The 21,050-nt window shown below is 67.9% G+C and carries 23 protein-coding genes and 1 tRNA gene; 19 read left to right on the top strand and 5 right to left on the bottom strand.

The window, feature by feature from the left end; translation table 11 throughout:
- Positions 1–35 precede the first annotated feature (35 nt).
- The 3 genes from WS61_RS07400 (at position 36) to trmB (ending at position 1,699) form a co-directional block, all read left to right on the top strand.
- Complete coding sequence (locus WS61_RS07400; RefSeq protein WP_059499877.1) at positions 36–548, top strand: GNAT family N-acetyltransferase; 513 nt, start codon at positions 36–38, stop codon at positions 546–548.
- 177 nt (positions 549–725) lie between these two features.
- A tRNA-Gly gene (locus WS61_RS07395) sits at positions 726–800 on the top strand.
- A 131-nt stretch (positions 801–931) separates the two neighbouring features.
- On the top strand, positions 932–1,699 hold the full coding sequence (gene trmB, locus WS61_RS07390; protein ID WP_059499876.1) for a tRNA (guanosine(46)-N7)-methyltransferase TrmB: 768 nt from the start codon (positions 932–934) through the stop codon (positions 1,697–1,699).
- A gap of 125 nt (positions 1,700–1,824) precedes the next feature.
- On the opposite strand, the gene WS61_RS07385 is transcribed toward trmB, so the two are convergent.
- From WS61_RS07385 to WS61_RS07375, 3 genes are all read right to left on the bottom strand, one after another.
- A complete protein-coding gene (locus tag WS61_RS07385; RefSeq protein ID WP_059499875.1) occupies positions 1,825–2,655 on the bottom strand; it encodes an undecaprenyl-diphosphate phosphatase in 831 nt (276 codons plus the stop codon).
- A 79-nt stretch (positions 2,656–2,734) separates the two neighbouring features.
- On the bottom strand, positions 2,735–3,316 hold the full coding sequence (locus WS61_RS07380) for a DUF1439 domain-containing protein (RefSeq protein ID WP_059499874.1): 582 nt from the start codon (positions 3,314–3,316) through the stop codon (positions 2,735–2,737).
- A complete protein-coding gene (locus WS61_RS07375; RefSeq protein ID WP_059500004.1) occupies positions 3,313–3,630 on the bottom strand; it encodes a YkgJ family cysteine cluster protein in 318 nt (105 codons plus the stop codon). The genes WS61_RS07380 and WS61_RS07375 overlap by 4 nt, the downstream gene beginning before the upstream one ends.
- A 172-nt stretch (positions 3,631–3,802) precedes the next feature.
- On the opposite strand from WS61_RS07375, the gene hemN reads away from it, so the two are divergent.
- From hemN to ureG, 16 genes are all read left to right on the top strand, one after another.
- Positions 3,803–5,194 carry an oxygen-independent coproporphyrinogen III oxidase gene (hemN, locus tag WS61_RS07370; RefSeq protein WP_059499873.1) on the top strand — a complete coding sequence of 464 codons (1,392 nt, stop codon included), beginning with the start codon at positions 3,803–3,805 and terminating at the stop codon, positions 5,192–5,194.
- Between the two features lie 86 nt (positions 5,195–5,280).
- Positions 5,281–5,538, top strand: coding sequence for a hypothetical protein (locus WS61_RS07365; protein ID WP_059499872.1), 258 nt, complete (start codon positions 5,281–5,283; stop codon positions 5,536–5,538).
- Between the two features lie 104 nt (positions 5,539–5,642).
- A complete protein-coding gene (locus tag WS61_RS07360) occupies positions 5,643–6,299 on the top strand; it encodes a protein-L-isoaspartate O-methyltransferase (protein WP_059499871.1) in 657 nt (218 codons plus the stop codon).
- Positions 6,300–6,313: 14 nt separating this feature from the next.
- On the top strand, positions 6,314–6,637 hold the full coding sequence (locus WS61_RS07355; RefSeq protein WP_006476692.1) for a rhodanese-like domain-containing protein: 324 nt from the start codon (positions 6,314–6,316) through the stop codon (positions 6,635–6,637).
- 347 nt (positions 6,638–6,984) lie between these two features.
- Positions 6,985–8,292 carry an urea ABC transporter substrate-binding protein gene (gene urtA, locus WS61_RS07350; RefSeq protein ID WP_059499870.1) on the top strand — a complete coding sequence of 436 codons (1,308 nt, stop codon included), beginning with the start codon at positions 6,985–6,987 and terminating at the stop codon, positions 8,290–8,292.
- A 148-nt stretch (positions 8,293–8,440) separates the two neighbouring features.
- Positions 8,441–10,060 (top strand): urea ABC transporter permease subunit UrtB, encoded by a 1,620-nt coding sequence (urtB, locus tag WS61_RS07345; protein WP_059499869.1) that lies wholly within the window; start codon positions 8,441–8,443, stop codon positions 10,058–10,060.
- Position 10,061: 1 nt separating this feature from the next.
- Entirely contained in the window at positions 10,062–11,249 is a 1,188-nt protein-coding gene (gene urtC, locus WS61_RS07340; RefSeq protein WP_059499868.1) for an urea ABC transporter permease subunit UrtC, read from the top strand.
- Complete coding sequence (gene urtD / locus WS61_RS07335) at positions 11,246–12,103, top strand: urea ABC transporter ATP-binding protein UrtD (protein ID WP_034206610.1); 858 nt, start codon at positions 11,246–11,248, stop codon at positions 12,101–12,103. Before urtC ends, urtD begins: the two co-directional genes overlap by 4 nt.
- Before the next feature lie 4 nt (positions 12,104–12,107).
- Positions 12,108–12,800 carry an urea ABC transporter ATP-binding subunit UrtE gene (gene urtE / locus WS61_RS07330; RefSeq protein ID WP_034206609.1) on the top strand — a complete coding sequence of 231 codons (693 nt, stop codon included), beginning with the start codon at positions 12,108–12,110 and terminating at the stop codon, positions 12,798–12,800.
- A gap of 410 nt (positions 12,801–13,210) precedes the next feature.
- The gene (locus WS61_RS07325) at positions 13,211–14,086 is read left to right on the top strand and encodes an urease accessory protein UreD (protein ID WP_059499867.1); all 876 of its coding nucleotides are present in this window, start codon (positions 13,211–13,213) and stop codon (positions 14,084–14,086) included.
- A 238-nt stretch (positions 14,087–14,324) separates the two neighbouring features.
- Positions 14,325–14,627: an urease subunit gamma gene (gene ureA / locus WS61_RS07320; RefSeq protein WP_006406310.1), complete on the top strand. Its 303-nt coding sequence runs from the start codon at positions 14,325–14,327 to the stop codon at positions 14,625–14,627.
- A gap of 13 nt (positions 14,628–14,640) precedes the next feature.
- A complete protein-coding gene (locus WS61_RS07315) occupies positions 14,641–14,946 on the top strand; it encodes an urease subunit beta (protein ID WP_059499866.1) in 306 nt (101 codons plus the stop codon).
- A 28-nt stretch (positions 14,947–14,974) separates the two neighbouring features.
- Complete coding sequence (gene ureC, locus WS61_RS07310) at positions 14,975–16,681, top strand: urease subunit alpha (RefSeq protein WP_059499865.1); 1,707 nt, start codon at positions 14,975–14,977, stop codon at positions 16,679–16,681.
- Between the two features lie 18 nt (positions 16,682–16,699).
- Positions 16,700–17,362, top strand: a complete 663-nt coding sequence (ureE, locus tag WS61_RS07305; RefSeq protein ID WP_059499864.1) for an urease accessory protein UreE — start codon at positions 16,700–16,702, stop codon at positions 17,360–17,362.
- Positions 17,349–18,029 (top strand): urease accessory protein UreF, encoded by a 681-nt coding sequence (locus WS61_RS07300; RefSeq protein ID WP_059499863.1) that lies wholly within the window; start codon positions 17,349–17,351, stop codon positions 18,027–18,029. Before ureE ends, WS61_RS07300 begins: the two co-directional genes overlap by 14 nt.
- A 16-nt stretch (positions 18,030–18,045) precedes the next feature.
- Positions 18,046–18,693 (top strand): urease accessory protein UreG, encoded by a 648-nt coding sequence (gene ureG / locus WS61_RS07295; RefSeq protein WP_059499862.1) that lies wholly within the window; start codon positions 18,046–18,048, stop codon positions 18,691–18,693.
- Positions 18,694–18,757: 64 nt separating this feature from the next.
- Here ureG and waaA read toward each other — a convergent pair whose 3' ends face one another.
- Together waaA and WS61_RS07285 are read right to left on the bottom strand one after the other, a co-directional pair.
- A complete protein-coding gene (gene waaA, locus WS61_RS07290; RefSeq protein ID WP_059499860.1) occupies positions 18,758–20,110 on the bottom strand; it encodes a lipid IV(A) 3-deoxy-D-manno-octulosonic acid transferase in 1,353 nt (450 codons plus the stop codon).
- Between the two features lie 37 nt (positions 20,111–20,147).
- On the bottom strand, positions 20,148–21,032 hold the full coding sequence (locus tag WS61_RS07285) for a Kdo hydroxylase family protein (RefSeq protein WP_059499857.1): 885 nt from the start codon (positions 21,030–21,032) through the stop codon (positions 20,148–20,150).
- Between the last annotated feature and the right edge of the window lie 18 nt (positions 21,033–21,050).

Raw genomic sequence — 21,050 nt, 5'->3', positions numbered from 1 at the left:
TCGATGCCACACGCCTTGTCCGAATCACCAAGATCATGTCCACGCCTACGCTACGCCTCATCGACCGTCAGCTTTCGAGCGACATAGAACGATTGCAAACCGTGTTAGAGGGTGCCCCCGGTTATAGTCTGGCCGTCGAAGGAAAATTGCCCGGACCTGGCGCTGCGATTGAGGTGCTTGATGCGCTACCGCCGGATAAGGACTACGTGGACAAGTTCGTTTACGAAATCGCCCACGACGGCGAGGCGGTCGGATGTCTTGAGATGGTGAGAGGCTACCCGGAAACCGACATCGCGTTCATCGGCCTCTTGTTGTTCCGGGAAGAATCGCAGGGCCGCGGATTCGGTCCACAGGTTCTGCAACTAGCTGAAGCAATCTGCACGGATTGGCAATGCCGCGCATTGCGTATTGCCGTCATCGACACAAACCCGCGAGCGCTCCAATTCTGGAAGCGCGAGGGCTTCATCGAACTACTTCGCAAGCCGGCGATAGATTACTCTGGACTGGCGATCGTGATGGAACGCGAGTTGGTTACACGTGCTGCTTGACTCGAGCATCGAACGACCGCCCGCGGCGCCGCAGAATGAGACCGCGATTGGCCGATTTCCGACAACCACTGCCGGCGACACCACCGCTCCAGCATCGAGCAGTGCCGGTTTCGATGCCAGCGGCCAAAACGCCTCGCTTGCCATCTCTACCCCAACCCCTGTACAATCACCCGTTCTGCGGGCGTCGTATAATGGCCATTACCTCAGCTTCCCAAGCTGATGACGTGGGTTCGATTCCCATCGCCCGCTCCACTTTCCGGCTGCACGGCAGCCTGCGCAAAAGCCGCCTCGTCGAAGGCGGCTTTTTTGTACCATGTGCCGGTTCCCGGCGCACTGTGCGCGCAGCGGGCCCCAAGCCCGCAACAACGCCATTCTCTGTACCGATGATGCACGACGATCCGAACGAAGCCGGCCTGCCGCCACGCGACGATGCCATTCCCGACGAAGCGCCCGAAGGCGCCGACGCAGTCAACCCGCTGCACCACCGCCGCATCCGCAGCTTCGTGACGCGCGCCGGCCGCGTGTCGACCGGCCAGCGCCGTGCGCTCGACGAATTCGGCCCGCGCTTCGTCGTCCCGTATGCGCCGGAACTGCCCGACTGGGACGCGATCTTCGGCCGCAGCGCGCCGCGCATCCTCGAGATCGGCTTCGGGATGGGCGCATCGACCGCGGAAATCGCCGCGAACCGCCCCGGCGACGATTTCCTCGGCGTCGAGGTGCACGAGCCGGGCGTCGGCGCGCTGCTGAAGCTGATCGGCGAGCAGGATCTGGCGAACATCCGCATCATCCAGCACGACGCGGTCGAGGTGCTCGAGCACATGATCGCGCCGGAAAGCCTCGACGGCGTGCACATCTTCTTCCCCGATCCGTGGCACAAGGCGCGCCACCACAAGCGCCGGCTGATCCAGCCGCCGCTCGTCGCGCATCTCGCGTCGCGCCTGAAGCCCGGCGCCTACATTCACTGCGCGACCGACTGGCAGAACTACGCGGAACAGATGCTGGACGTGCTCGGCGCGGAACCGACGCTCGAAAACACGGCCGCCGACTACGCGCCGCGCCCCGACTACCGCCCGGTGACGAAGTTCGAGCGGCGCGGGCTGCGGCTCGGCCACGGCGTGTGGGATCTGGTGTTCCGCAAGCGCGCAGGCTGACACCCGGCCGGCGCGCGACCCGGTGGCTCCGCCAAATGAAACGGCCTGATCGGCAATTGCCGATCAGGCCGTTTTTCATGACGCCCGCGATGCGCGCCGGACCCGACCGGCGTATCTGCCCGGCATCACGCCCAGTTCAGCCATCCGCTGTATCCCACCAGCAGCACGAACAGCCCAAACGCGATCCGGTACCACGCGAACACCGTGAAGTCGTGCGTCGCGACGTAGCGCAGCAGCCAGCGCACGCACACGAACGCGCTGACGAATGCCGAGACGAGCCCGAGCGCGAACAGGCCGAGCGAATCGACGGTGAACGCCTGCCAGTCCTTGACGGTTTCGTAGAGCGTCGCGCCGAAGATGATCGGAATCGCGAGAAAAAACGAGAATTCGGTGGCCACGCGCCGGTCGAGACCGAACAGCATCCCGCCGATGATCGTCGAGCCCGAACGCGACATGCCGGGCACGAGCGCGAAGCACTGCGCGATGCCGACCTTGAGCGCGTCGAGCGGCGTCAGCGCATCGACCGACATCACGCGCGGCGGCTCGCTGCGTTCGCGCTGCCGCGCCTCGGCCCACAGGATGATCGCACCGCCGACGACGAGCGCGAACGCGACGGGCACCGGCGAGAACAGCACGGCCTTGATCTTCTTCTCGAACAGGAGGCCGAGCGCGATCGCGGGAATCGTCGCGATCACGACGTTGAGCGTGAAGCGCTGCGCGTCGGGCCGGCTCGGCAGCCCGGACACGACGGACACGATCCGTTGCCGGTATTCCCAGCAGACGGCGAGGATCGCGCCGAACTGGATCACGACGTCGAACGTCTTCGCGTGCGAATCGTTGAAATTCAGGAAGCTGCCCGCGACGATCAGGTGACCGGTGCTCGACACCGGCAGGAATTCCGTCAGCCCCTCGACGACGCCGAGGATCAATGCCTTGCAGATCAGGATCCAGTCCATCCGTGGCCCAACTCCGAAATGGTCGAAAGAAAAGGCCACTCTTGCACGCGCGGCCCGCCCGGCCGTGCGCGCCCCGTCGTCACTTTTCGACGATCGCCACGCGTATGCCGTTTGTAAGGATCGTAATTGTACCGGGTTCGTAGTTCACCCCGGCAAATTGGAGTTGTTCCGGCTTGAACGTGTAGATCGGATAGTTGGTCAGCAGCTGCGTTGCGAGCAGGCCGGCGGCCGCGCCGACCTGCTGCGCGTATATCTGCGCGTCGCCGTCGAGCACGAGGCTGTCGACGGCCGGCGCCTTCAGCACGACCGAGCGGCTCGGCGCGTCGTACGCGAGCTGGCCCGACACGGTGAACTTGCCGCTGACGGGCTCGCGCAGGAACGGGCTCGCGAAATGGGCATCGAGCTGCACGGCGACGCGGTTCTGGTCGGGCAGCAGGTTGACGGCCGGGTTCGCGAGCGACACGTCGACCACCTGCGCGACCGTCTTCTGGTACGGAAACTTGCGCGCGACGGCCTTCTGCACGTCGCCGCGCGAGAACGTGTAGTGATCGGGGATGAACGGGAACGTCGATGCGCACGCGGCAAGCGATACGCACACACCGACGGCGCCGACAGCGGCAGCGAGAAAACGGCGCCGGCTGGGCGCGCGAGGGACGGTCATGCTGAACTCTCTCCTGGATGCGCCGGCCGCGTCGCGACCTCGAGGCGCGTGAGCCACGCGAGCGCGTCGTCGCGCGACGCGCCGCACATGTCGGCGGACGGCTGCAGCCCGGAACAGCACGCAGGACGCTCCGGCCGGCCGAAAATCATGCAGCGGAGGTCGTCGCCGAGCTGCGCGCAGCGCACGCCGGCCGGCTTGCCGTCGGGCATGCCCGGAATCGGGCTGGAAATCGACGGCGCGATGCAGCACGCGCCGCAGCCCTCGCGGCACGCGTGCGGCGGCGGGACTTCGGCGGGCGCCGGGCGAACAGGCATTTCGACGGACACTCGGCTCTCTCGACGGACAACGAAAAACGGTGCGGCAACCGGACGCGGCATCCGGCAGCCCCACCCCGCATTGTGCCATCGCCGGCTGCGACGTTATTACACAATGCAGCCCGATCGGGCGTTCATATACTCGAAAGCATCTAAAAAACGCGAGACCGTCATGCGTTCTGGTTCTGCCGACACGATGTTCCGTCCCGATTTACTCGCGAAATACGGCGCGAACGGGCCGCGCTACACGTCGTACCCGACCGCGCTGCAATTTCGCGACGATTTCGATCCGGCTGACTACGTACGCGCAGCCGGCGACCCCGGCGCATCGTCGAGCGACCTGTCGCTGTACTTCCACATCCCGTTCTGCAACACCGCGTGCTTCTACTGCGGCTGCAACAAGATCGCGACCAACAACCACCGCCGCGCGCGCCCGTATCTCGGCCAGCTCAAGCGCGACATGGCGCTGCAGGCCGCGCTGTTCGATCCGTCCCGCCCCGTCACGCAACTGCACTGGGGCGGCGGCACGCCGACCTTCCTGTCCGACGACGAAACGGCCGAGCTGATGGCGGCCACGCGCGAGTATTTCGTGCTGGCGCCGGACGCCGACGCCGAGTTCTCGATCGAGATCGATCCGCGCACCGTCACGCCGGCGACGCTCGTCCACCTGCGCACGATCGGCTTCAACCGGCTGAGCCTCGGCGTGCAGGATTTCGATCCGATCGTGCAGCAGGCGATCAACCGCATCCAGCCGCGCGCGATGACCGCCGACCTGCTCGCCGCCGCACGGGCGACCGGCTTCCATTCGGTGAGCGTCGACCTGATCTACGGGCTGCCGCACCAGACGGTCGCCGGGTTCGCGCGCACGCTCGATACGATGATCGAGCTGGCGCCCGACCGCCTGTCGGTGTTCGGCTACGCGCACATGCCGCACCTGTTCAAGATGCAGCGGCAGATCGACGATGCGGCGCTGCCGCCTCCGGAAACGCGCATCGCGCTGCTCGGCCTCGCGATCGACATGCTGACGTCGGCCGGCTACGTGTACATCGGGATGGACCACTTCGCGCGGCCGTCCGACGAACTCGTGCGCGCGCAGCGCAACGGCACGCTGCAGCGCAATTTCCAGGGCTACAGCACGCGCGCGGATACCGACTTGATCGGCTTCGGCGTGTCGTCGATCGGCAAGGTCGGCGACGTCTACGCGCAGAACGCGAAGGACCTGCCCGCATACGGCGCCGCGCTCGACGCGGGCCGGCTGCCGATCGCGCGCGGCGTAAGGCTCACGCCGGACGACCGGCTACGCCGCGACGTGATCACGCAACTGATGTGCAACCTCGAGCTGCCGTTCTCGCATGTCGAGGCCGCGCACGGCATCCGCTTCGCCGATCATTTCGCGCGCGAGCTCGACGCGTTGCGCCCGTTCGAGCGCGACGGCCTGCTGACGATCGCACGCGATCGGCTGACGATCCATCCGCCCGGCCGGATGGTCGTGCGCAACATTGCGATGGCGTTCGATGCGTACCTCGACCAGACGCCGCGGCAGCGCTACTCGCGCACGGTCTAGGGTGCGGTTCGCGCGGGTGCCCGCCGCACGCGGGCGGCCGGTTTGATAGAGTGTGAGGCTTACATCCGCTTCGCCAGCCCCCCAAGATGCGCACCACCAAAGCGACCCACGCGGTCGAACGCCTGAAGACCCGCTCCGGCAACCCGCAATTCGCGGCCGTCGCGATGGCGGGCGGCCTGTTCTATCTCGTCGACCGCTCGGGCGGCACCGCCGAGAAGTGCTGCGAGCCGCTGCCGCTCGACGCGTTCGTCAAGTTCGTCGACGAATTCGGCCCCAAAAAGCCGCGCAAGGCGAGCAAGCTCGACCTCGCCTTCGAGGCGCAGATCAAGAAGAGCAAAGGGTAAAGGTCTGTTGCAGGCCGCCTGAAGGCTTCGCTGCCGTGCCGTTTGGTACAATCACGAAGTTTCTCTATCCCCGCTGATGGCCGACCAGGCTGCGTGACCACACCATGAATATCGAAAACGCGCGTTTCAACATGATCGAACAGCAGATCCGTCCGTGGGACGTGCTGGATCTGGATGTCCTGGGCCTGCTGTCGATCGTCAAGCGTGAAAACTACGTGCCGGCCGAATACCGCGATCTCGCGTTCGCCGATCTCGAACTCCCGCTGCCCGGCGGCGCCAGCAAGATGCTGTTCCCGCGCGTCGAAGCACGCGTGCTGCAGGAACTGGCCGTCAAGAAGCACGAGAACGTGCTCCTGATCGGCGCGGGTTCGGGTTACCTGGCCGCGCTGTTCGCGCACCGCGCGCAGCACGTGACGGCCGTCGAGATCGATCCGACGATCGCGAAGTTCGCGGAAGACAACCTGCGCAACGACGGCGTGACCAACGCCGAAGTCGTGCTCGGCGACGGTTCGCGCGGCTGGGCCGCGAAGGCGCCGTACGACGTGATCTGCGTCGCGGGCGGCCTGCCGGTCGTGCCGCAGGAAATGCTCGAACAGCTCAAGATCGGCGGCCGCCTGTCGGCGTTCGTCGGCGGCCGTCCGGTGATGAAGGCGCAGATCATCACGCGTATCGACGACAAGCAGTACCGCGTCGCCGACGTGTTCGAAACGTACATCGACCACCTCGTCAACGCGATCGAGCCGTCGCGCTTCAAATTCTGAGCGGCGGAGCCTCCATGCAGATCCTGACGCCCGCGATGCTCGCGGAATGGCTCGGCGACACGGCGCGCCCCGCGCCGGTCGTGCTCGACGTGCGCGAGCCGTGGGAAATCGCGACCGCACAGATCGCCGGCAGCGTGGCGATTCCGATGCAGCAGATTCCCGCGCGCAGCGAAGAGCTCGACGACGAAGCGGAAATCGTCTGCGTGTGCCATCACGGGATGCGCAGCGCGCAGGTCGCGATGTTCCTCGAATCGCGCGGCTTCACGAAGCTGTACAACCTGCAAGGCGGGATCGACGCGTGGTCGCGCGACGTCGATCCGTCGGTGCCGCGCTACTGATCGATCCTCCCGGCGGCGCATCATGCGCCGCCGCGCCGCCCGGCACCCTGCCGCCGGCCACACGAAATCGCCGAACGGGCGCGCACTGCGCGCCCGTTTCTCTTTTCCGCTCCTCCGTTTCCTGCATGGCGACGCCGCAGCACCGCCGTGCACCATTTGAGCTCGCGCGCCTGCACCGCAACGGACCGTGCATGCTGCACGGCGCGTCATCCGCACCGTCCCGATGCTCGCCGGCGCCCCTCGCAGGCACGCCGGGCGTGCATCCGCACGACTGGCACATGCCTTGCGTTACACGATGGCCGGCGCCGCCACGGCGCACGCACATCCAACACGACAAGGGGATCCCGATGAAACGTCGCAGTCTGTTGAAGTTCGGTTCGATGGCCGGCGCACTCGCGCTGGCGGGCAAGAGCCCGTTCGCGCACGCGGCCGATGCGGGCACCGGCCCGATCAAGGTCGGCATCCTGCATTCGCTGTCGGGCACGATGGCGATCTCGGAAACGTCGCTGAAGGACACCGCACTGATGACGATCGCCGACATCAACAAGAACGGCGGCGTGATGGGCCGCAAGCTCGAACCGGTGGTGGTCGATCCCGCGTCGAACTGGCCGCTGTTCGCCGAGAAGGCGCGCCAGCTGCTCACGCAGGACAAGGTCGCGTGCGTGTTCGGCTGCTGGACGTCGGTGTCGCGCAAGTCCGTGCTGCCGGTGTTCGAGGAACTGAACGGGCTGCTCTACTACCCGGTGCAATACGAAGGCGAGGAAATGTCGCGCAACGTGTTCTACACGGGCGCCGCGCCGAACCAGCAGGCCATTCCGGCCGTCGAGTACCTGATGAGCGCGGAAGGCGGCGGCGCGAAGCGCTTCTTCCTGCTCGGCACCGACTACGTGTATCCGCGCACGACCAACAAGATCCTGCGCGCGTTCCTGAAATCGAAGGGCGTGAAGGACGCCGACATTCAGGAGGTCTACACGCCGTTCGGCCACAGCGATTACCAGACCATCGTCGCGAACATCAAGACCTTCTCGCAAGGCGGCAAGACGACCGTGGTCTCGACGATCAACGGCGACTCGAACGTGCCGTTCTACAAGGAGCTGGGCAACCAGGGGATCAAGGCGACCGATGTGCCGGTCGTCGCGTTCTCGGTCGGCGAGGAAGAGCTGCGCGGGATCGACACGAAGCCGCTCGTCGGCCACCTCGCCGCGTGGAACTACTTCATGTCGGTGAAGAACCCGACCAACACGAAGTTCAAGGACCAGTTCGCCGCGTGGGTGAAGGCGAACAACCTGCCGGGCGGCGCGAAGCGCGTGACCAACGATCCGATGGAAGCCACCTACGTCGGCATCCATATGTGGAAGCAGGCCGTCGAGAAAGCGAAGAGCACCGATGTCGACAAGGTGCGCGTCGCGATGATCGGCCAGACGGTGGCCGCGCCGTCGGGCTTCACGCTCGCGATGGACGGCAACCATCACCTGCACAAGCCGGTGATGATCGGCGAGATCCGCGGCGACGGGCAGTTCAACGTCGTGTGGAAGACGAAGACGGCCGTGCGCGCGCAGCCGTGGAGCCCGTTCATCGCGGGCAACCAGGGCAAGCCGGACGTCGTCAGCTCGATTCCGGCGTTCCTGCGCCGGCAACGCGCGGCGCTGGCCTGATGCGGTGCGGCACGTCGCGCTTCGTGTGCGGCGTGCCGCCCGCACGCCCGCTGCCGATGCGCCGGCACGCGCTTGCCGTGACGAACCGCTCGCGCCGGCGCCGCGCCGCCGCACCACTGCGCTTCCCCACGCCCGACAGGACTTCCCGATGCCTACACGCTTTCGCCGAGCCGCCCGCGCGATCGCGGCATGCGCCGCCCTCGCGGGCATGCTGCCGCACGCCGCGTTCGCGCTGACGGCGGCCGATACCGCCGCGCTCGCCGGCGACGACTTCGACGCGAAGACGGCCGCGATCGAACGGCTCGCCGTCGACACCGATCCGCGCGCCGTTGCGGTGCTCAATGCGCTGTCGAGCGGCGATGCGCTCGCGACCGGCGACGGCCGCCTGCTGATCCAGGCAGGCGACACCGCGCACGACGCGCTCACGCAGGCCGCGACGCCGGCCGGCGACGCGCAGCCGGTGATGCTGAACAACCTGCTGCGCACGAAGATCGCCGGCGCGCTGTCGGGCTTCGCGCTCGCGTCGCCCGACGTCGCCGCGCGCCGCGACGCGATCGACGCGCTGCTGAAATCGCCCGACCCGGCGCTCAAGCCGATGATCGACCGCGCCCGTGCAAAGGAAACCGATCCGGCATTGAAACGTCGGCTCGACGCGCTGTGGGCGATCGCCGCGCTGCACGACGCCGATCCGGCCAGGCGCCTCGAAGCCGTGCAGGTGGTGGCCGCGCGCAGCGATCTCGACATGATCGAACAACTGCGCCCGCTGGTCGCGAAGAACGCCGACGGTAGCTACGCGGAACCCGATGCGCAGGTCCGCGCCGCCGCGCAACAGGGACTCGACGCGCTCCACGCGCTGCAGCGCCGCGGCGAAATCGCCGGCACGCTGTTCGCCGGCCTGTCGCTCGGCAGCGTGCTGCTGCTCGCCGCGCTCGGCCTCGCGATCACGTACGGGCTGATCGGCGTGATCAACATGGCGCACGGCGAATTCCTGATGATCGGTGCGTACGCAACCTATGTCGTGCAGACGCTGATCCAGCGCTACGCGCCCGGCGCATTCGACTGGTATCCGCTCGTCGCCGTGCCCGTGTCGTTCGCGGCGGCCGCGCTCGTCGGCATCGTGCTCGAGCGGCTCGTGCTGCGGCACCTGTACGGCCGCCCGCTCGAAACGCTGCTCGCGACCTTCGGCGTGAGCCTGATCCTGATCCAGGCGACGCGCATGCTGTTCGGTGCGCAGAACGTGCAGGTCGTGAACCCGTCGTGGATGAGCGGCGGCGTGACGGTGATGCAGAACCTGATCCTGCCGTACAACCGGCTCGCGATCCTCGCGTTCGCGCTCGCGGTGGTGTTCGTAGCGTGGGCCGTGCTGACGAAGACGCGGCTCGGCCTGTTCGTGCGCGCGGTCACGCAGAACCGCCGGATGGCCGCCTGCGTCGGCGTGAAGACCGCACGCGTCGACGCGTATGCGTTCGCATTCGGCGCGGGCATCGCGGGCCTCGGCGGTTGCGCGCTGTCGCAGATCGGCAACGTGGGCCCCGATCTCGGCCAGAACTACATCATCGATTCGTTCATGGCCGTCGTGCTCGGCGGCGTCGGGCAGATCGCCGGCACCGTGCTCGGCGGCTTCGGGCTCGGCCTCGCGAGCAAGGCGATCGAGCCGTTCTGGGGCGCCGTGCTCGCGAAGATCGCGGTGCTCGTGATGATCGTGCTGTTCATCCAGAAACGCCCGCAGGGCATGTTCGCGCCGAAGGGCCGCAGCGCGGAGGCTTGACGTGACTTCATTCACCGATTCGATACCGAACCCGGTCGCCGGTACGTCCCAGTCCACCACCGCCGCGCGCGCGGCGGACGGCTTCGCGCTCGGCCTGCCGCCCCGCCCTGCGCTGCTGTCGCGCCGCGCATGGCTCGCGCTCGTCGCGCTGTGCGTGGCGATCGGCATCGGCGTGCCGCTCGCCGCGCTCGTCGTGCCGGAAGCCAGCGCGCTCCATCTGTCCGCGTACACGATGACGCTCGCCGGCAAGCTGATGTGCTACGCGATCGCCGCGCTCGCGCTCGATCTCGTGTGGGGCTACTGCGGGATCCTGAGCCTCGGCCACGGGTTGTTCTTCGCGCTCGGCGGCTATGCGATCGGCATGTACCTGATGCGCGAGATCGGCCGCGACGGCAAGTACGGCAGCGACCTGCCCGACTTCATGGTGTTTCTCGACTGGCACCAGTTGCCGTGGTACTGGAGCGGCACGCAGCATCTCGCATGGGCGCTCGCGCTCGTCGTGCTCGTGCCGGCCGTGCTCGCGTGGGTGTTCGGCTTCTTCACGTTCCGCTCGCGCGTGAAAGGCGTGTACCTGTCGATCATCACGCAGGCGCTGACGTTCGCCGCGATGCTGCTGTTCTATCGCAACGAGACGGGCTTCGGCGGCAACAACGGCTTCACGGATTTCAAGCGCATCGCCGGCTTCGCGATCACGTCGCCGGGCACGCGCACGGTGCTGTTGCTGCTGACGTTCGCGACGCTCGTGCTCGCGTTCATCGCCGCGCGCGCGATCGTCACGAGCAAGCTCGGGCGCGTGGTGACGGCCGTGCGCGACGGCGAGACGCGGCTGATGTTCCTCGGCTACAGCCCGCTCGCGTACAAGCTGTTCGTGTGGACCGTGTCGGCCGTGCTGTGCGGCATCGCCGGCGCGCTGTACGTGCCGCAGGTCGGCATCATCAATCCCGGCGAGATGTCGCCGGGCAACTCGATCGAAATGGCGATCTGGGTCGCGGTGGGCGGGCGCGGCACGCTGATCGGGCCGATCGTCGGCGCGTTCGCGGTGAACGGCGCGAAGAGTTTCTTCACCGCGTACTTCGCCGAATACTGGCTGTTCTTCCTCGGCCTGATCTTCGTGCTCGTGCCGCTGTTGCTGCCGCGCGGAATCATGGGCCTCGTCGAAACCGTGCTCGCAAAGGGGAAACGCGCATGAACGGAACGGCGCTCTACCAGTTCACGCCGCCGCCCGAGGACGAGCTGCTCGCCGTCAGCGGCAGCGCGTCGATGGGGCGCGTCGTGCCGCCCGGCATCGACACGTCGCACGGCACGATCCTGTATCTCGAGGATATCGAGGTGAGCTTCGACGGCTTTCGCGCGCTGAAGAAGCTGTCGCTCGCGATCGACGCGGGCGAGCTGCGCTGCGTGATCGGCCCGAACGGCGCGGGCAAGACGACGATGATGGACGTGATCACCGGCAAGACGCGGCCCGATGCGGGCAAGGTGTTTCTCGGCCAGACGATCGACCTCGCACGGATGAACGAGCCCGAGATCGCGCGTGCGGGCATCGGCCGCAAGTTTCAGAAGCCGACGGTGTTCGAACAGCACCCGGTGTGGGAAAACCTCGAACTCGCGATGCAGACCGACAAGGGCTGGCTCGCGTCGCTGCGCGCGCGGCTCGATCGCACCGCGCAGGCGAAGATCGAGGAGACGCTCGCGCTGATCGGACTCGAAAGCCACGCGTATCGCGCCGCCGGCGAGCTGTCGCACGGGCAGAAGCAGCGGCTCGAAATCGGCATGCTGCTGATGCAGCGCCCCGCGCTGCTGCTGCTCGACGAGCCGGCGGCCGGGATGACCGACCACGAGACGATGGAGCTCGCCGAGCTGCTGAACACGCTGCGCGGCACCTGCTCGATGATGGTCGTCGAGCACGACATGGAATTCGTCGCGGCGCTCGCGGGCGACACGGGGCGCGTGACGGTGATGGCCGAAGGCGCGGTGCTCGCGCACGGCACGCTCGACCAGGTCAAGCGCGACGACGCGGTGATCGAGTCTTACCTCGGACGATGATGCGATGCTGAAAATCGAAGCGCTGAACCAGTACTACGGCGGCAGCCATATCCTGCGCAACGTGAACCTCGCCGCCGACGACGGCAAGCTCACCGTGCTGCTCGGCCGCAACGGCGTCGGCAAGAGCACGCTGCTGCGCTGCCTGATGGGCGTGGTCGCCGCGAAGAGCGGCAGCGTGTCGTGGCGCGGCACCGCGCTCGGCGCACTGCCGCCGTATGCGCGCGTCGCGGCCGGGCTCGCGTACGTGCCGCAGGGCCGCGACATCTTTCCGCGGCTCACCGTCGAGGAGAACCTGCTCGTCGGCGCGGCGAGCCGCAAGGCGCCCTCGAAGGTGCCCGATCGCATCTACGACCTGTTCCCGGTGCTGAAGGACATGCGCGCGCGGCGCGGCGGCGACCTGTCGGGCGGCCAGCAGCAACAGCTCGCGATCGGCCGCGCGCTGATGAGCGAGCCGCAGTTGCTGATCCTCGACGAGCCGACCGAGGGCATCCAGCCGTCGATCATCCAGGACATCGGTCGCACGCTGCGCCAGCTCGTCGACGAATCGAAGATGACCGTGCTGCTCGTCGAACAGTATTACGATTTCGCGCGATCGATCGCCGATCGCTACTGGGTGATGAGCCGCGGCGAGATCGTCGCGGGGGGCGATGCGCGCGATATGGAGACGAACGGCGTGCGGGAGCTGATCGCGGTGTAGCGGGCAACGCGGTAGGGGCCGCGCGATGGCGGTGAGTGGCGTTTGGCGTTTGGCGTTTGGCGTTTGGCGTTTGGCGTTTGGCGTTTGGCGTTTGGCGTTTGGCGTTTGGCGTTTGGCGGTCGGCGTTTGGCGGTCGGCGTTTGGCGGTCGGCGGTCGGCGGTCGGCGGTCGGCGGTCGGCGGTCGGCGGTCGGCGGTCGGCGTTTGACGAGCGGTGTTAGGCGGATGGCGCTCGTCGCCCGGCATCCGGCATCCGGCATCCGGCATCCGGCATCCGGCATCCGGCATCCGGCGATTATGCAAACGGCCGTACATTCCCGACGCCCCCGCCCGCTCGGCAACGCCTCTGCTCACGCGTATATTGTTGCGTTAACATCCTCGTTTCCCGCGCCCGTCCCCAGCTTCCTGCCGATGTCCGCCCCCGACTCCCACGCTCCGCTGTCCCGCCCCGCCGTCGCCAAGTCCTGGCATGGCCGCCTCGAACTCGGCTTCGAACGGCACGGAGCGCGCACGACGCTCGTTCACCGGCTGCACGATGGCCCGCTGCGCGTGCAGCGGCCGCTGTATCCGGAAGGCGACGCGATCTGCCACGCGGTGATCGTTCACCCGCCGGGTGGCGTCGCGGGCGGTGACCGGCTCGACATCGACATCGCGCTCGGCGACGGCACGCATGCCGCGCTGACGACGCCCGGTGCGACCAAATGGTACAAGTCGAACGGCCTCGACGCGACGCAGCGCATCGGCATCACGGTCGGCGCGCACGCGAAGCTCGACTGGCTGCCGCAGAACAACCTGTTCTTCGACGCCGCGCATGCCTCGCTCGACTTCACGGTGGCACTCGGCGCCGGCGCGAGCGCGATCGGCTGGGACGCGACGCAGCTCGGCCGACAGGCGGCCGGCGAAACCTGGTCGGCGGGCCGCATCGCGTCGCGCTCGGCACTCGTCGATGCCGAGGGCCGGCCGCTGTGGACCGAGCGCGCACTGCTCGACGCGCACGATCCGTTGCGCGGTGCACTGCAGGGCCTCGCAGGCTTTCCCGTGTACGGCACGCTGTGGGCAGCCGGGCCCGCGTGCGATGCGGCGCTGGCCGAAGCGCTCGCCGCGCGGATGCCGTTCGACGATACGCTGCGCGCGGGCGCAACCTGCGTGACGCCGGGCGTCGTGCTGGTGCGTGCGCTGTCGACGTCGATGGAAGCGCTGCAACGTCACTTCACCGACTGCTGGCTTTATCTGCGTCCGATTGTGCACGGCGTCGATGCACGGCCGCTGCGTCTCTGGCGAACCTGAACGTACCGAACGCGGCACGCACCGTTTCGGCGCAGCACCGCCGCCGATGCCGCCCGCATTCGATGCATCGCGCACCATAAACGCGCACACCCGCACATTTCGTCGGCATGGCACGGGCCTTGCTGCTTACATAACCGATACACGACGCACGTAAAACGGCGCGGTGCTACGATGAGCCGCGCGCTGCCCGCACCGCCGCGCACCGATAAAAATTACGTTTTCCTGAACGACTGCCTTCATGAAACTGACTCCCCGCGAAAAGGACAAGCTGCTGATCTTCACGGCGGCGCTGCTCGCCGAACGCCGCCGCGCGCGCGGCTTGAAGCTCAACTATCCGGAGGCGGTCGCGTTCATCACCGCCGCGCTGATGGAAGCCGCGCGCGACGGCAAGACGGTCGCCGAAGTGATGCACTACGGCACCACGCTGCTCACGCGCGACGACGTGATGGACGGTGTGCCGGAAATGATTCCCGACATCCAGGTCGAAGCGACCTTCCCCGACGGCACCAAGCTCGTCACCGTCCACCACCCGATTCCGTGACCGAGGCCCGCGCATGATTCCCGGCGAAATCCTCACCGACGACGGCGAGCACGAACTCAACGCGGGCCGCGCGACGCTGTCGCTCGTCGTCGCGAACACCGGCGACCGCCCGGTGCAGGTCGGCTCGCACTACCACTTCTTCGAAGTCAACGACGCGCTGTCGTTCGATCGCGCGGCCGCGCGCGGCTTCCGGCTCAACATCGCGGCCGGCACCGCGGTGCGCTTCGAGCCCGGTCAGACCCGCACCGTCGAGCTGGTCGAGTTGGCCGGCGATCGCGCCGTCTACGGTTTTCAGGGCAAGGTGATGGGGCCGCTGTAAGCCGCGCCCCGCTCTTCAGGAACAGCACATGACATTACGCTTGAGCCGCCGCGCGTACGCGGAAATGTTCGGGCCGACGACGGGCGACCGCGTGCGGCTCGCCGATACCGAACTGCTGATCGAGATCGAACGCGACTTCACCACGTACGGCGAGGAAGTGAAATTCGGCGGCGGGAAAGTGATCCGCGACGGGATGGGCCAGTCGCAGCGCGTGGCCACCGACGTGCCCGACACGATCATCACGAACGCGGTGATCCTCGATCACTGGGGCATCGTGAAGGCCGACATCGCGATCAAGCACGGCCGCATCGCCGCGATCGGCAAGGCCGGCAATCCGGACATCCAGCCCGGCGTGACGATCGCGATCGGAGCCGCGACCGAAGTGATCGCCGGCGAAGGGCTGATCGTCACCGCCGGCGGCATCGACACGCACATCCACTTCATCAGCCCGCAGCAGATCGACGAGGCGCTCGCGTCGGGCGTCACGACGATGCTCGGCGGCGGCACGGGGCCGGCCACCGGCACCAACGCGACGACCTGCACGCCGGGCCCGTGGCACATGGAGCGGATGCTGCAGGCCGCCGACGGCTGGCCGATCAACCTCGGCTTTCTCGGCAAGGGCAACGCGAGCCTGCCGCAGCCGCTCGTCGAACAGATCGCGGCCGGCGCGATCGGGCTGAAGCTGCACGAAGACTGGGGAACGACGCCCGCCGCGATCGACAACTGCCTGTCGGTCGCCGACGACACCGACACGCAGGTCGCGATCCACACCGACACGCTGAACGAAGGCGGCTTCGTCGAATCGACGGTCGCCGCGTTCAAGGGCCGCACGATCCACACGTACCACACCGAAGGCGCGGGCGGCGGCCACGCGCCCGACATCCTCAAGGTGTGCGGCGAGGCGAACGTGCTGCCGTCGTCGACCAATCCGACGCGCCCGTACACGATCAACACGCTCGACGAGCATCTCGACATGCTGATGGTGTGCCATCACCTCGATCCGTCGATCGCCGAGGATCTCGCGTTCGCGGAGTCGCGGATCCGCCGCGAGACGATCGCGGCCGAGGACATCCTGCACGATCTCGGCGCGCTGTCGATGCTGTCGTCCGACTCGCAGGCGATGGGCCGCGTCGGCGAAGTGATCATCCGCACGTGGCAGACCGCGCACAAGATGAAGGTGCAACGCGGCGCGCTGGCGGAAGACAATGCGCGCAACGACAACTTCCGCGCGAAGCGCTACGTCGCGAAATACACGATCAACCCGGCGATCACGCACGGTATCGCGCATGAAGTCGGTTCGATCGAACCGGGCAAGTGGGCCGACCTCGTGCTGTGGGAGCCGGCGTTCTTCGGGATCAAGCCGTCGATGATCCTGAAAGGCGGGATGATCGCGATGGCGCAGATGGGCGACCCGAACGCGTCGATCCCGACGCCGCAGCCGGTGCACTACCGCGAGATGTTCGCGACGCGCGGCGGCGCGCTCGCGCGCACGTCGCTGACGTTCGTGTCGCAGATGGCAGCCGACGCGGGCATCGCCGAACGCTACGGGCTCGCGAAGCATGTCGTGCCGGTGCGCAACTGCCGCAACGTGACGAAGGCCGACATGATCCACAACGCGTGGCGGCCGTCGATCAGCGTCGATCCCGAAACCTACGACGTGATCGCCGACGGTCAGTTGCTCACCTGCGAACCGGCGACGGTGCTGCCGATGGCGCAGCGCTATTTCCTGTTCTGATTTCCTGTTTTTCGTTCCATGCGCACCCTCGACAAACGCATTGCCCCGAACGTGAAACTCGCCGCGTCGCTCGTCGCGCGCGCGCCGACGCTCACGCTCGCCTATGACGCCCGCTGCAAGAGCCGCCTCGCGGCGACGCTCGACACCGGCGAGGACGTCGCGGTCCTGCTGCCGCGCGGCACCGTGCTGCGCGACGGCGACGTGCTCGTCGCCGACGACGGCGCGCTCGTGCGCGTCGCGGCTGCCGCCGAGACCTTGCTGCTCGTGCGCGCCGCCGATCCGCTCACGCTGATGCGCGCCGCGTATCACCTTGGCAATCGCCACACGCCGGTCGAGATCGGCGACGGTTATCTGAAGCTCGAAGCCGATCCGGTGCTCGCGGACATGCTGCGCCGGCTCGGCACGCAGGTCGACGAAACGAGCGCACCGTTCCAACCGGAAGCCGGCGCGTACGGCGGCGGCCACAAGCACGGGCACGACGCGACATTCGCCGAGGATTACGCGCTCGCACAGCAGGTGTTCGGCGAACACCACGGCCATTCGCACTCGCACTCGCACTCGCACTCGCACTCGCACGATCACGATCACGATCACGATCACGATCACGATCACGATCACGATCACGATCATCAGCATGGTCCGGGCTGCGCGCACGGCCACCACGGTCATGACCACCACTGAGCTCGTCGCGCTGCTGCATCTCGCGTCGCCCGCATTGCCGATCGGCGCGTTCAGCTACTCGCAGGGCTTCGAAGCCGCGCTCGACGCGAACCTGATCCGCGACGCCGACACCGCGCGCGACTGGATCGCGAGCGGCCTGACCGACGTGCTCGCGCACGGCGAGTTGCCGTTCCTCGCGCACCAGCTCGCGCGCTGGCACGCACATGACGCGGACGCGCTGGCCCGCGAGAACGCATGGTTCGTCGCAAGCCGCGAGTCGGCCGAACTGCGCCGCGAGACCGAACAGATGGGCTGGTCGCTCGCGCAACTGTGCGCGTCGCTCGAATGGGGCGATGCCGCGCGCCGCGCGACGCTCGCATCGTTCACGCCGATCGCGCTGCCGACCGCATTCGCCTACGCGGCCGCCGCGCACGATGCCGGCGCCGATGCAACGCTCGCCGCGTACGCGTTCGGCTGGGTCGAGAACCAGACGTCGGCCGCGCTGAAAGCGGTGCCGCTCGGCCAGCTCGCCGGCCAGCGCATCATCGTCGCGCTGCGCGGCGCGATCGACGCGGCCGTGCGCCGCGCGCTCGCGACGCCGCCCGACGCCGTCAACACGTTCGCACCGCAACTCGGCATCCTGTCCGCGCGGCACGAAACCCAGTATTCGCGGTTGTTCCGCTCCTGAACCTCATCGCCCGACCATGAACGCACCTGCTTCCTCCTCCGCTCGCCGCACGAAGAAACTGCCGCCGCTACGCGTCGGCATCGGCGGCCCCGTCGGCTCCGGCAAGACCACGCTGCTCGAAATGCTGTGCAAGGCGATGCGCGAGCGCTACGACCTCGTCGCGATCACGAACGACATCTACACGAAGGAAGACCAGCGGCTGCTGACGGTCGCGGGCGCGCTGCCCGAGGAACGCATCATGGGTGTCGAGACGGGCGGCTGCCCGCACACGGCGATCCGTGAAGATGCGTCGATCAATCTCGAAGCCGTCGACCGGATGCTCGCGCGCTTTCCCGATGCGGACATCGTGTTCATCGAGTCGGGCGGCGACAATCTCGCGGCAACCTTCAGCCCCGAGCTGTCGGACCTGACGATCTACGTGATCGACGTCGCCGGCGGCGAGAAGATTCCGCGCAAGGGCGGCCCCGGCATCACGAAGTCCGACCTGCTCGTGATCAACAAGACCGACCTCGCGCCGCTCGTCGGCGCGAGCCTCGACGTGATGGCGTCCGACACGAAGAAGATGCGCGGCGAGCGGCCTTACGTGATGACGAACCTGAAGGCGCTCGACGGCGTCGCGGACGTGATCGCGTTCATCGAGAAGAAGGGCTTGCTGACGGTGTGAGCCGCGCGGCGGCGAGCGGCGACGCCGCCGCGCGTGTCCGGGCGGCAGCGCGCCGCCCGTCCCGTCATGCGTCGTCGTCGACGGCGTCCGGCAACGCGCGCACGCCGGTTTCGGCGGGCGGCAGCAGTGCGGCGAGCACGTCGACCGTGCGCGCGGTCGCGCCGCGGTGACGCGACGCGAAGGCCGCGCCGGCCGCGCCCATCGCGATGCGCCGCGCCTTGTCGGCGAACAGCGCGTCGAGCACGTGCGCGAGATCGAGCGGATCCTCGACCTGCATCGCGGCGCCTGCCGCGACCGCATCGGCGGTCGCCTGCGTGAAGTTGAACACGTGCAGCCCGATCAGCACCGGCACGCCGACCGCGCATGCCTCGATCAGGTTCTGCCCGCCGAGCGGCAGCAGGCTGCCGCCGATGAACGCGATGTCGGCCGCCGCGTAGTACGCGCCGAGCTCGCCCATCGAATCGCCGAGCAGCACCGTCACGTCGCCCGGCAGCGGTTCGGCGGCCGGACGGCCCGCCGCGAGCGCGGCCGCATCGGCGGCCCAGACGGAGCGCCGCACGCACTTGAGCCCGCTGCGCGCGACGAGCGCCTCGACTTCGGCGAAGCGCTGCGGATGACGCGGCACGAGCACCAGCAGCGCGCCGGGCGTGCGCATTTCCGCGAACGCCTGCAGCACCAGCGCTTCTTCGTTCTCGCGCGTGCTGGCGGCGACCCACACCGGCCGCGCACCGATCGCATCGCGCCATGCATGGCCGCGCGCCGCGAGTTCCGGCGGCGTCGTCATGTCGAACTTCAGGTTGCCGAGCACGGTCACGTTGCGTGCGCCGAGCGACGTCAGCCGCTCGGCATCGGCCGGACTCTGCGCGAGCACGCGCGAGAAGCCGCCGAACACGTCGCGCGTCGCCGCGCCGAACTTCGCCGCGCGCCGGAACGAACGCGCGGACATCCGCGCATTGGTCAGCACGAGCGGCACGTCCGCGCGGCGGCACTCGTCGATCAGCGTCGGCCACACCTCGGTTTCCATCACGAGGCCGAGCGTCGGCCGCCATGCGTGCAGGAAGCGCCGCACCGCGCCCGGCATGTCGTACGGCAGGTAGCAGCGCAGCACGCGATCGCCGAAGATCTGTTCGCCGGTCGCGCGGCCGCTCGGCGTCATGTGCGTGAGCAGGATGCGTGCATCGGGACGCGCGCGCAGCAGCGCATCGATCAACGGCTGCGCCGCGCGCGTCTCGCCGACCGACACCGCATGCACCCAGATCAGCGGCGTGCGGTCGTCGCGCGAGCGGCCCGCGACGTGTCCGAAGCGCTCGCCGATATGCTCGCGATAGCCGCGCTCCTTGCGCGAGCGCACATAGAGCCGGATGACCGCGGCCGGCGCGACGAGCCACCACAGCGTGCGATAGATCGCCCTCAGCATGCGGCCGCCCGGGTGTGGCGTCGAAACAGGTGCGCGCTCAAACCAGCGCCCTGCCCGTCAGGCGTTCGAGAATGCCGAGCGGCGCGCATTCGCGGCGGACCATCGCATCGACCGGCAGGAAGAAGGTCTGCTCGAGCATGAACTGGCCGGACATCACAGCGTGCGAAGTCTGATCCGAGAAACATATCCACACGCTGCCCGGCGGAAACGGCATCGTTTGCTGCGGGCAAGTCTTCTGGTAGTCGAGATCGGCCTTCATCCCGTCGTGCAGGTTCAGCATCAGGTGGTCGTACGCGCTGCGCGGCGATTTCGTCACGTGCAGCAGGTTCAGCAGCCACGCCGAGCCCGGGAACTGCGGCCGGATCTTCGGCAGGAAACGCTTCGCGACGTCCTCGAACGGCTCGCCGACACGCCACACGCGCGGCACGCCGGCCGGATTCACGTTCGTGAACACGCGCAGGATGCGCTCGCCGTAGTTCGGCCGCGACGGGAACGCATCGACGTGCAGCCGGCTGTCGTCCTTGCGCCACGACGTCTGGCGCGTCTCGACCTGCATCAGCCGCAAGCTCGTCGGCGCGACGCGCAACTTGCCGCGGTATTCGGGAAAGAGGCCGTCGACGAGCGTGCCGGCCTGCTGCTGGAAGCGCGCGACGAGCGCGCGCACGGCCGATTGCGTGACGCTGTCGCCGAGCACGCCGGCGAGCGCGCCGCCGTTCGGCGCGAGGCTGATGTTCTTGCGTTTCGGATCGGCGAGCGCCGGATCGAGCAGCGCTTCCTCGCCGCCTTCGATCGCGAAGCGCAGGTGCGGGAAATACAGCACCTTGCCTTCCTCGACCGCGGCCAGCAACTGCTCGCGCGGCGCCGACAGGTTGTGTCCGCTCCAGTCGGCGGACGAGACTTCGATGATCTGGGATTCGCTCATGATCGGTTCGCGTGTGGA

This window comes from Burkholderia sp. ABCPW 11, assembly GCF_001523445.1.
In the GTDB taxonomy this organism is placed as follows: Bacteria; Pseudomonadota; Gammaproteobacteria; order Burkholderiales; family Burkholderiaceae; genus Burkholderia.
This window is presented reverse-complemented; position numbering and strand designations above follow the sequence as displayed.